Source organism: Gordonia sp. NB41Y (genome assembly GCF_030718915.1).
Lineage (GTDB): Bacteria > Actinomycetota > Actinomycetes > Mycobacteriales > Mycobacteriaceae > Gordonia > Gordonia desulfuricans.
In genome coordinates this window covers 1,669,379-1,680,633 of record NZ_CP132196.1, presented here as the reverse complement: position 1 = coordinate 1,680,633, position 11,255 = coordinate 1,669,379, and the positions used below count along the sequence as shown (strand labels likewise).

The window sequence follows — 11,255 nt, the reverse complement described above, 5'->3', positions numbered from 1 at the left end:
CGAGAAATGAGGTCGTCCATGAGTAGATCCGGCACCACGGTCACCGCCCGCCACATCAGTCCCGGCAATCACCGCGTCCGCAGTGTCACAACCGCCGCGGTGGGGTGTGTGATGGCCGCGTCGCTGACGATGACGGTGACCGCCATCGCCGATGCCCGGCCGTCGGGCGCGCCGCCTGATGCGGTGAGCACACAGACCGGTGTCACCTATGGGATCGCTCGCCTCGACGCCGCGACGACGCTCGTCGCATCCACCGATCCCACTGCCGTGAGGATCTGGCCGACTCCGGATCTGACCGTTTCACGTGTGACGGTGGCGGCCCCGGCAGCGAACCCGGATGAGATCCGGATCGGCAATCTCCGTCTGCATCGTCCGGGAGCGGTGCCGCCGCAGGTCGCGACGCAGGTCAGTGAGGCTTCCGGTGTTCTGGTGCAGGGGATCTCGGATGTTCTGCACAGTAACGGTGTTCCGGAGGCCCGGGCCGACAAGGTCGCCGAGAAGATGGTCGGTGACGCAGTGGTCGGTGGCGTGATCGGCGGTGCGGTCGCATCCCCGATCGCCCTCGCTGTCGGCGCCGTCGTCGGCGGCGGGCTCGGTCTGATCTTCGGTATCCCGTTCCTGCCCACCGGCCTGGTCGTCGGGCCCCTGGTGGGTACGGCCCTGGTCGCCACTCTGGTCGCCCTCCCGGCCGTGGCGGCAGGAGTCGTCATCGGTGCCGCACACGGATACGAGAAGGGATGGACCGTTCCACTCGATCCGCCCCGTTCGCAATCGGAACCCGCTCCGACGGCGCGTGGTGGCACGAACACTGCACGCCCGGCGGCACAACCCGCCTCCGCACCCGCGGTGAGGACCGAGGCGTCCGTGCCCACTCCGGCAGTGCGACCGGTTTCGGCCACCACACCCGCCGACCGGCGTGACCCGGCCGCCGGGTGCTCGCTGCTCCGGATGACGGAGGTTGCTTTGCGGGGCGGGGCTATCGGCAGCTGCTGACCGGATCAATCGTCAACGCCCACTGGGTGGTCGAGCCGACGAGCGTTCGTGTGCTTGGTTCGGGCTCGATCATCCACTGGCCGTTGATGATCAATCTGACGAGTACAGCTCGTTGACTCGTTTCAGGGCTCAATCAGCAACCGCTCGTTGGTGGTTGAGCCGATGAGGAGCGAAGCGACAAGACGTGTCGAAACCTCAGACAGCCGACGTCACCAACGTGACCACCTCCGAGGTGCTCACCACCCAACGTAGGCTGCGGAGATTTCGACTCGGGTCCTCGCGATGCTCGGTCCCGGCTCAATCATCGTAGAAGGCGCGGATCAATCAGCAACCGCTCGTTGGTGGTTGAGCCGATGAGGAGCGTAGCGACGAGGCGTGTCGAAACCTCCGCCGGCCGAACTCGCCAACGCAACCACCTCCGAGGTGCTCACCTCCCAACGCAAGCTGCGGAGATTTCGACTCGGGTCCTCGCGATGCTCGGTCCCGGCTCAATCATCGCAGAAGGCGCGGCTCAATCGGCAACGCCCCATTGATGGTTGAGCCGATGAGGAGCGAAGCGACAAGACGTGTCGAAACCTCCGCCGGCCGAACTCGCCAACGCAACCAGCGGAGGTCCCGACACACCACTATCTCTATGAAGTTCTCAAAGAACACAAGCTTCTACAAAGGTCAGGCAGCATTCGGTAGTTCGTCGGCAAACCGCCTGTTATACGCCGGAATCGGACGACGACGCCGATCCACCACCTCCGGTGGAATCAACCACGGATGCGCATCCGGCCCCATGTAGACATCCCACCCGTTGTGATGCACATCGGCATGACACGACGCACACAGTAGACACCCATTGGCAAGGTCGGTGGCACCACCATCCGACCAATGCGCGATGTGATGGGCCTGCGTGCGGGACGCCGGGGCACCACACTTGATACAACACCGATCCCGCTCGAACAGGGCTCGCCGCTGCGAAGCGGTGAACAACCGTTTCGACCGTCCCATATCCAACGGGACCCGCTCACCGTCGACGATGGTCATCACCACCACGCCGTCACAACTGGTTTCGAGCAGGGTGCTGTGGGTGATCGACCCACCGAACGCCAACGCCGACTTGTCGGGCGCATCCGCGGGGACCGACAGGTTGATCAACGCCGCAGGTAGAGCGGTCACCGACCGTTCCCCCGCACCAGCGGCCATGTCCAAAACCATCTCCAACGCATCCGCGCGACGTCGAGGCGCTTCACGCGGATCTTTCGAACCATCCGGTTGCGGGACCGGCGCCGACAGCTTCTCGATCGCCGTCGCCAACTTTTCCCCGACAACAACATCCAGACTCCCCGAGACGGCGACCCGCCCATCATCGGTCCGCCCGATATCCAGGGCATTCAGATTGCGGTCCTCTTTCGCTGGACGTCCGCCCTCGGTGTCATCAGCATGATGGTCACCAAGCTGATGCGCTCGTGCCATCACCTCAGCAGGCTTGGCCCCCGACAACACCTGCGCCAACAGATCACCCTCGAACTCGGCCCAGGTTTCGGCGGTCGGGGGTTCGCCGGCACGCAAGCCGATCTGGTTGAGTCCGCGCACGATCGCATCCACATGCTCGCCCGAGATCGCACCGTCGGCGGCGTGTTTCAGTGTGCGTTCCACGACCGCTGAGGTGCCGATCCGCTGCATCCGCGCGGCGACGGCGGGCGCGAGCCCCATCTCGATCAGCAACGCGATCGGTTTGTGCCCGTGATTCTGTGCGACCTCCAGCCGGTCGAGATGCCCGGCGCCGGCGGCGGTGAGTGAGTCGACGAGGTTGCGTATGGTGACCAGTTTCTGCATGTCCGTGAAGACGATCTGCCCGGTCTGATCGTCGTCGAAACGACAATTGGTGAGTGTGTCGATCACGGTGTCCAGCTCCCCCTGCATGTGTTCCATTGTAGCGAACGTATAGGCGATGAGCGCGCGAATTCGCAAGTAGAACAAGATTTGTGGATAAGTTGTGAAAGCTGTTTACCCTGGGGGTTCGGGTTCGCCTGTGGGGTTGTTGGGGACATTGTCGGCTGCGGAGATTTCGACACGGGTCCTCGCCCTTCCGGCTCGGTCCCGGCTCAATCAGCAACGGGATCGCGGCTCAATCAGCAAGTCGCCGTGGATGGTTGATCCGATGAGGAGCGTAGCGACGAGGCGTGTCGAAACCTCCGGCGGCCGACGTCGCCAACGCGCCCCCCTCCGAGGTGGTCACCACCCAGCGCAGGCTGCGGAGATTTCGACTCGGGTCCTCGCGATGCTCGGTCCCGGCCCAATCATCGTGGATAGAGCGGCTGAATCATCAACGGGCCGTGTGTAAGGCGTGTCGAAACCTCAGACGGCCGGGCGCGCCGATGTGACCACCTCGGAGGTGGTCACCACTCAACGCCAGCTTGGGAGATTTCGACTCGGGTCCTCGACGATGCTCAATCCCGGCTCAATCATCTACGGGCGCAGGGTTACTACTTCAGTATGGCGGAGATGGCCTCGATGATCGTGTCGACGAACTCGGCTGCGGTCCGGTCGGCGAGTTCTCTGCGTTCCTCGTCGGAACGAACCATGATCACCGATTCGACCAGCCGGAAGGGGAGTAGCCGACGAGGGTCGTCGGCATTGCCGATGGCCGCGATGGCGAGGGTCTCGTAGCAGTCGGCCAGCTCGATCCGGGCGGAGCGGAAATCGGCGTAGCGATCGTCGGCGACCTCGGGCAGGAGGTACAGCGAGCCCAGGTTCCACTCGGCGTCGACGAGTTGCTGGCTGTCGAAGCGCGTGAGATCGAGAAGTCGGGCGAGTGCCGGACCGTCGGCGGTCAGCAGCGTCCGTGCGTGGTCGAGCGAGGCGAGCACGGTGCTGTCGAGCAGCGTGGCGAGGATGTCGTCCTTGTTCTTGAAGTAGTGATACATCGAGGCCTGCCGGATGCCCACGGCCTCGGCGATCATCCGCGTCGACGTCCCGCTGTATCCGTGCCGCACGAAGAGTTCGGCGGCGGCGTCGAGGATCTCCTCGCGGCCGGTGGTTCCTCGGCGGCGGGGCTCGGTGAGTCGCGGTCTGCCGGGGGTCGGCGTGGTGCGGGACCGAGTCGCGGAGGAGGTCATCTGCGCACCATAAGCCCACCTTCTCGGGCGTTAACGTGCCCGACATCGACGTTTTCGAGACCGCAACATTTCTGTCGGACGGCAGGTTCTTTCCGTGCGCAACTGTGAACTAGTTGAACCTGCATGTGCATGCGCTATAAGTCGTGTTCTACTATCTCAGCTTGCCCTCAGGAAACAGGAGATGGTGATCACATGACGAAGCCGAAGCCCCCTCGGTCATACACCAGATCGATCGTTGCGCTCATAACCTTGCTCTCCGCGCTTGTCCTTGCCTTCGGCTCGGCAGTAGGCGCTGGGGAGTCGAAGGCAGCGGTCCTTCCCGGATTCCCTGACGCAAGCGGGTCGATCGGGGATGTTATCGCTGCGCTGGCCAACAACGGCCTGACGCAAGGGCTCGCAGAGCAGTGGCGCTTCGAACTGTGCTCGTCCACGTCTGACGGCGGACCGGCGAATGGCGGTGCCGACTGCACGGGATCGACGGGCGCCGGCGTGGCGGTGGTGCTTCCGTCGACGATCGATCTGGTGCCGGACGGGGTGTACAAGGTCAGCCAGTCGCTGTTCAATGCGGTCCCGGACTGGTTGGTGGGGAGCGACGGCAAGGTCCTCGGCGTCACCGTCCCCGTCCCGGACGCCGCAGTTGCAGACGGCAGCGCAAAGGTGATCGGTGACGGATTCCAGTTCGCGCTGGCGTCCGGTGGTGGCAACGCCACGGCGATCGCCTACCTGCCGATCAGTGTCGCCACGGCCGGTGCCAGTGACGGTCGCACGGCGTTCGCCTTCGCTCTGGTCGGCACCGCGAATGCGTGGACGACCAGCAAGATCCCGGTCGAGATCTTCACGCTTCCGCTCGCAGGCGATGCCGGACTGCCGGCGATCCAGCACGTCAGCTGCTACGGCGGCCTCGCGGTCGGCTACGCGGAGAAGGTCGGCGCGTGCGCGAACGTGCTGGGCACCTTCGATTTCAAGTTCGACCAGTTGCAGTCCATCCCGCAGGTGCAGTTCGCCCTGACCGACCCCACGGCCATCCTCGCGGACCCTGCCGACACGCTGGCCGGCGCGCTGGACGGACTGTTCAACGGTCGCGGGCTGTCCCTCAGCAAGGACGTCGTCCGTCTGTCCCTCGGCGGTTCGTCGATCATCGCGCTGACCAGTGACTACGGCATCTCGGAGCCGGTCACCATCGACTGGCTGGGCTCGCGGATCACGCTGTTCCCGACCGCGAACATCAACGGCGCCGACCGCCCGAACCGTCTGGCCCTGCCGACCATCGACCTCGGCGACTTCGACAGCACCCAGATCCTGCCGGTCACCTCCATCCCGGAGATCGAGTTCCCGTTCGGTCTGCCGACCGTCGGTCCGTTCACCTCGTCCACCCCGGCCCTGACGGGCGCGGCCACCACCTCGGCCACCACCCGGTCGGTAGCGGCGCGGTCGGTGTCGTCGAGCACCGCGACGTCCACCACGACCCGCTCGCAGCTCGCCGCGATCCCGACGACCACCGGTTCCGACGACGCCGACGACACGCCCGCGACGAGCACCACGACGACTCGGACCACGACGACATCGCCGTCGACCTCCGAGCCGACCACCTCGGAGCCGTCGGGCACCGACACCGACCCGTCGGACACCGACAGTGCCGACCCGGATTCGGGCGAGAACGCCGACACAGACTCCGGTACCGAGTCCGACGGCACCGACACCGACGGCACCGGCAGCACCTCCGCCGACACCCGTGGTGAGACCCCGGTCGCCGACGCCGCCTGATCGATCCCGCTCGCGGAGACATGTCCCGCGGGCCGCACCGGAAGTGTGCGGTCCGCGGGACATTCTCGTGGACGGAGAAGCCACGGTCCCGATGATCGGGGTCTTGACGACCCGGCCCTTGACCTTGACACCATGTCAAGGTGTGGACTCGTCGTCAGGAGGTGAACGATGATCCCCATCGACCCGATGACCGACCCATCCACCGGCCCGACGAGCGCCCGGATCGCGTCGGCGTTGTCCGCCGACAACCCGTCCACGCGATTGTCGGCCGCCCTGGCGGCGGGCACCGATCCCGACCCGTCGCTGATCGGCGTCCTCGTCGAACGCAGCGGCGTGGAGCCGGACTTCTTCGTCCGCGACATGCTGGTCTGGGCGCTCACCCGTCAGCCGGTGGACCTCACCGTGCCGCATCTGGCCGAGGCCGTCCGGTCGGCGAGTCCGCAGATGCGCAGCCAGGCGTTGCACACGTTGTCCAAGATCGGCGCGCCGTCGACGTGGGGGCTGATCACCGCGGAGCTGCTGCACGACCCCGACGACGACGTCGCCCGCAGCGCCTGGCGCGCCGCGGTCGTCCTGGTCCCCGACGACCGGCGCCTCTGGCTGGCCGACGAACTGTCGACCGAACGCGGCCGCGGCGGACGCGAGGTGCGCAAGAGTCTGCGGCGCGCACAACTGGCGCTGAGTGCGCAGTTCCGATGAGGAGCCGGCATGCGCATCGGTGAGGTCGCCCGGTACTCCGGGGTGAGCACCCGGATGCTCCGGCACTACGACAGCCTGGGTCTGGTGTGCCCGAGCGGCCGGACGAGCGGGAACTACCGCGAGTACACCGACGACGACGTCCGCCGCATCTTCCACGTGGAGGGGTTGCGATCCCTCGGGATGTCGTTGCGGCAGATCGCCGATGCGCTCGCCGACCCCCAGTTCACGCCGGACACCCTGGTGGGTGATCTGATCCGCGCCACCGAGGAGCGCCTGCGGCGCGAACGTGAACTCCTCGACCGGCTGCGCGCCGTCGACGCCGCGGCACCCGACGACTGGACCGACGTCCTGCGGATCGTGGCGCTGATGCGTGAGCTCACCGCCGCCGACGCAGGCCGCAGGCAACGCGCTGCGCTGAGTCCGCCCGACGACGCCCTGCCGGTCGGGTTGCTGGTCGACGCGGTGCTCACCGAGGAAGAACCCAACGCCGCCGGCGCGCTGCAGTGGGCGCTCTCCCGCGGAGCGCACGCGGGCGACGACGTCGTGGACGGACTCCGGACGGGTCTGCACTCCGACGATCCGGCCGTCCGGCTGCGCGCGGTGCGGGCGCTCGCCGAGATCGACGGTGAGCGGGCCACCGAGGTGCTCACCGAGGCCCTCGCCGACGCCGACGCACAGATCAGCGGTCTCGCCGCCCGCACGGTCGGCCGGCGTGGGGGCCTCGCCGCGGTCCCGCGCCTGCTCGACCTGGTCATCGGCGGTGTCACCGACGTCGAGGCCGCCGAGATCCTCGGCGCCATGACCTCGGACGGGTCCGGGACTGCGCTCGCCGACCGGATCGTCGGCGAATTGACCGCCGAACTGGCCGCGCACCCCGCCGACACCGCACTGCGGATCCGGCTCACCCAGGCGCTGGTGGAGATCCCGGGCGAGGCCGCACGGTCGGCATTGCGCATCCTCGCCACCGACGCCGACGCGGTGGTCGCCCGAATCGCCGCCGCGTCGCCGTCGTTTCGCGAGCGGTGAGCACCGCCCGGTTCGATACAGTGGGCAGGGCATACCCGCCCATCGCAGCGTGCCCAGGGCCGCTCGCCGAACCAGGAGACGGACGGACCCATGGCCATCGACCCGAACAAGAGCAAGGCGCTCACCCAGGTGGTGCGCCAACATCCGGTGATGAGTGTGCTCGCGGTGTCGCCGGGAATCGCGATCTTCGTGCTGCTCTGGATCTTCGGTGCCGAGTGGCTCGCCATCATCTTCGCCCTCGCCGCCCTCGGCGGCGGCTACTACCTGCTGACCCGGCAGAAGTAGATGGCATCCATCCGCGTCGACAGCTGGATCTGGGCGATCCGCCTCACCAAGACCCGCTCCGCCGCCGGTGCCGCCTGCCGTGCCGGACACGTCCGGGTCAACGACGTCACCGCCAAACCGGCCCAGCATGTCGCCGTCGGCGACCGTGTCCAGGTCCGGCTCGACGGTCGTGAACGCATCGTCGAGGTGACCAAGCTGATCGCCAAACGGGTGTCGGCGCCGCTGGCCGCCGAATGCTACATCGACCATTCGCCGCCGCCACCGCCGCGGGAGATCGTCGCCTCGCAGCCGCGCCGCGATCGCGGTGCGGGACGGCCCACCAAACGCGAACGCCGTGACCTCGACCGTTTCCGCAGCACCGGCGGACTCCTGGGGCTGATCGTCACGATGGTCGCGGTGGCATTGCTGTTCAGTTCGTGTTCGTCCGGCTCGGACAGCACGGCGTCCGGGGCACGCAACACCCCCGAGGCGCCGGGGCCGGCCGGCGGCGGACCGTTCTTCGGCGAATGCGGTGGTGTCACCACCGAGGAGGTCAGCCGGCTCACCGGGTTCGGTGCGATGACGCTGAACATCGACAATCCGTCGGCCTGCGAATGGGGGGTCGGGATCAGCCGGACCGGTGCGGTGGCCTCGTTCAACTGGTACCGGGGGTCACCGATCGGCCGGGAGCGCGCCACCGAACAGCTCTCGCGTGAATCCACCACCGACATCGACATCTCCGGACACAAGGGCTTCATCGCCTACGACACCGGGATCTGTGAGATCGGGATCGCCTTTGGTGCCGACTTCTTCGAATGGTCGCTGAGTCGCGGGCTGGTCGCCTCCGGCGAGGCCGCCGACACCCAGGCCATCTGCGACGCGGCGAAACAGTTGGCCACCATGTCGATCGAGCGTGCGAAGTGATGCGCGGGAGCTGCCGCCCGGCGGTCTGGCTGGCGATCCTCGCGGTGATCGTCGCCGTGCTGGCAGGCTGTGCCCGTGACGTCGACGGGGATGCGGTCGCGGTGGGGCAGGGCGGACAGAACACCTCCGGCAACGTCGACACCGACCAGTACGACCAGCTCACCCTGGAATGTCAGATCCTCAGTGACGCACAGATCGCCAAGGCGGTCGGCGGGACGTCGGCGTCGTCGACCTTCAACGGCGCCATCTGCCGCTGGATCGTCGACGGTCCGGTCGCGGCCAACGTGACCTTCAACTGGTTCGAGTGGGGAAACCTCAACGTGGAGAAGGACACCGGCAAGAAACTCGGGTATGTCACCGAGAACGTCAAGGTCGTCGGTCAGGCCGCGTTCACCCAGAGGGATCCCCGGCGGCCCAATGTCTGTGGCGTCACCACACGCGCGCCGAGCCGAGGTGTGTTCACCTTCTGGGTGGAACCGATCGGCGGGTCGGCATCGGCCGATCCGTGCGCAGCGCCGACCAAACTCATGGAACTCGTGCTCAACGGTGGGCAATAGGCCTGCGGGAACGAGAGCCGACACGACACACCGGGGGAGACCATGCGGGACAATCTGTTCGGGATGAGCTCGGCTGCATGCGCGATCGTCGCCGCCGCACTGGTCACCGTCGGGGCCGGCGCCGTCGGGGCCGGTTCAGCCACTGCGGCACCGCCGTGTCCGGTAGTGGTCACCGCGCCGCAACCGATCACCGCACCGGGGGCCGGCTGGGCCGAGAACCTCCTCGCCGACGCCGACGCCGACGCCGACGCCGACGGCGGGCTGTGGGTGAGCCGCACGTTCTCGAACACGGTGGAGCACTACGACTCCCATGGTTCGCGCACCGCCTCGATACGCGTCGACGCCCCCGGCGCGATCCGGCGCGGACCCGACGGCCTGCTGTATGTCGCCACCGGGGACTCCACGGTCAACATGCTGCCCGGTACCGCGCTCACCGGAACCATCGTCACCGTCGATCCGACGGTGCGGCAGCCGGTTCCACGGGTCTTCGCCACCGGCCTCGGGATGCCCAACGGACTCGCCGTCGCCGACGACGGTGCGGTCTACGTCGCCGACGGCCGGCTCGGGCTGGTGCGGATCACTCCCGGCGGCCGGATCGACACCGCATGGTCGGCCGCCGCCCCGAAGAACCTCGCACCCACGTCGACGGTCGACGGTACCGGCGTCAACGGTGTGGCCCTCGTCGGCGAGAACCTCTACGTCACACTGACACTCAGCGCCACGGGGCGAGTCCTTCGGGTGCCGCTCGACGACCCCGCACGGACATCGGTCGCCGCCGACCTCACCGCGCCGCTGCCGGGGATCCTCGACGATCTCGTCGCCCTCGACGAGCACACGCTCGCGGTCGCATCCACCACCGGGCAACTGCACATCGTCGACCTCACGACCCGGCAGGTGTGCACCTCCTCGGTGGGCACCCCGCTCACCTCGGTGGCCACCGTCCCCGGAAGCCCGCGAATCCTCTTGGCGGGCAGTGAGACCGGGCAGATCCTGCGCCTGTACCTGCGCTGAACCGCGGAGGGGTCGACGGGTTCAGGGCCGCAACAGGATTCGCGGTCAGTCGGCGCGCCGCGTCACCGACACCGTCGCGGCCACCTGCAGGACCTCGGGATCGTCGGCCGAGGGCATCAGCATCCACACCAGCAGCTGATCGGGCTCACGCACCCGGCGCAGCGTGATCGGGGTGCCCGGCACGATCGGCCGCAGGTACTCGATCACCAGTCGGTGCGGACCGTCGATCAGGTCGGCGTGTGCGATCAGCTCGTCCTCGACCGCCTCCAGATAGGCGGCGTTGTTGAGGTGTTTGAACGGGTCGAAGTCGGTGCTGCGCAGCACATGTTCGCGGTCGGGTGCAGCCACCACGTCGGGGGCCGGCGGCTGCTCGGGATTCATCGCGCGCCACCGCAGCCGGTGCTCGTCGGTCATCGACGAGAGCACCTCCAGCGACCGGTCGGAGATCCGGGAGGGCATGCCCTGGTCGTTGACGTTGATCCAGAACGCCTCGGTCTCGATCAGTCCCGGTTCGCGTGCCTCGGGGTTGAAGCGGTTGGTCTCGTGGTCTGCGGTGAGCCGGACGCGCATGTTGGACCAGCGGGTCGACAGCGACCCGCACCAGCGTTGCGCGGTGATCGAGGCGGGCCAGGAGAACGGCCGGATCACGTCGATGACGGTGCGCCGTACGACCCAGAACGGGTCGAGGTCGCCGAGGTCGCTGGCCTCGAGGTTGTCGTTGGCCGCGTCCTGCAGGTAGCGCGCGACGGCGTCGAGCCGCACCCGCATCTGCTGATCCACGTCGCCGGTGCGGACGCGATAGCCGACCTCGAAGTACCGCGCACCCTCTTTGCGATCCGGTAGGTCGGCGAGCATGTCGGGCTCAGATGCGGTCACGCGGACACGATACCCAGAGTGACACACATCGCAG

11 protein-coding genes are annotated in these 11,255 nt (G+C 67.5%); 8 read left to right on the top strand and 3 right to left on the bottom strand.

All coding sequences use genetic code 11. The features are described from left to right. The first annotated feature begins 18 nt into the window (after positions 1 to 18). Positions 19 to 993, top strand: a complete 975-nt coding sequence (locus Q9K23_RS07215; protein ID WP_261978048.1) for a hypothetical protein — start codon at positions 19 to 21, stop codon at positions 991 to 993. Positions 994 to 1,662: 669 nt separating this feature from the next. On the opposite strand, the gene Q9K23_RS07210 is transcribed toward Q9K23_RS07215, so the two are convergent. Then, a complete protein-coding gene (locus Q9K23_RS07210) occupies positions 1,663 to 2,904 on the bottom strand; it encodes an HNH endonuclease signature motif containing protein (protein ID WP_261978047.1) in 1,242 nt (413 codons plus the stop codon). A 563-nt stretch (positions 2,905 to 3,467) separates the two neighbouring features. Then, positions 3,468 to 4,100: a TetR/AcrR family transcriptional regulator gene (locus Q9K23_RS07205; RefSeq protein ID WP_053778203.1), complete on the bottom strand. Its 633-nt coding sequence runs from the start codon at positions 4,098 to 4,100 to the stop codon at positions 3,468 to 3,470. A 489-nt stretch (positions 4,101 to 4,589) separates the two neighbouring features. Between Q9K23_RS07205 and Q9K23_RS07200 the strand changes: the two genes are divergently transcribed. The 7 genes from Q9K23_RS07200 (at position 4,590) to Q9K23_RS07170 (ending at position 10,345) form a co-directional block, all read left to right on the top strand. Next, entirely contained in the window at positions 4,590 to 5,864 is a 1,275-nt protein-coding gene (locus Q9K23_RS07200; RefSeq protein WP_020792390.1) for a hypothetical protein, read from the top strand. 168 nt (positions 5,865 to 6,032) lie between these two features. Further along, positions 6,033 to 6,563 (top strand): HEAT repeat domain-containing protein, encoded by a 531-nt coding sequence (locus tag Q9K23_RS07195; RefSeq protein ID WP_348533957.1) that lies wholly within the window; start codon positions 6,033 to 6,035, stop codon positions 6,561 to 6,563. 9 nt (positions 6,564 to 6,572) lie between these two features. Beyond that, entirely contained in the window at positions 6,573 to 7,589 is a 1,017-nt protein-coding gene (locus Q9K23_RS07190; RefSeq protein ID WP_305950444.1) for a MerR family transcriptional regulator, read from the top strand. 90 nt (positions 7,590 to 7,679) lie between these two features. Continuing rightward, positions 7,680 to 7,874, top strand: coding sequence for a putative membrane protein (locus tag Q9K23_RS07185; protein ID WP_020794291.1), 195 nt, complete (start codon positions 7,680 to 7,682; stop codon positions 7,872 to 7,874). Further along, on the top strand, positions 7,875 to 8,777 hold the full coding sequence (locus Q9K23_RS07180; protein ID WP_053778200.1) for a DUF3558 family protein: 903 nt from the start codon (positions 7,875 to 7,877) through the stop codon (positions 8,775 to 8,777). It begins immediately after the preceding gene. Continuing rightward, on the top strand, positions 8,777 to 9,334 hold the full coding sequence (locus Q9K23_RS07175) for a DUF3558 domain-containing protein (protein ID WP_053778199.1): 558 nt from the start codon (positions 8,777 to 8,779) through the stop codon (positions 9,332 to 9,334). Before Q9K23_RS07180 ends, Q9K23_RS07175 begins: the two co-directional genes overlap by 1 nt. A 63-nt stretch (positions 9,335 to 9,397) precedes the next feature. Next, positions 9,398 to 10,345 (top strand): hypothetical protein, encoded by a 948-nt coding sequence (locus Q9K23_RS07170; protein WP_152972854.1) that lies wholly within the window; start codon positions 9,398 to 9,400, stop codon positions 10,343 to 10,345. 45 nt (positions 10,346 to 10,390) lie between these two features. On the opposite strand, the gene Q9K23_RS07165 is transcribed toward Q9K23_RS07170, so the two are convergent. Then, on the bottom strand, positions 10,391 to 11,200 hold the full coding sequence (locus tag Q9K23_RS07165) for an acyl-ACP thioesterase domain-containing protein (RefSeq protein ID WP_053778197.1): 810 nt from the start codon (positions 11,198 to 11,200) through the stop codon (positions 10,391 to 10,393). Positions 11,201 to 11,255: the final 55 nt, after the last annotated feature.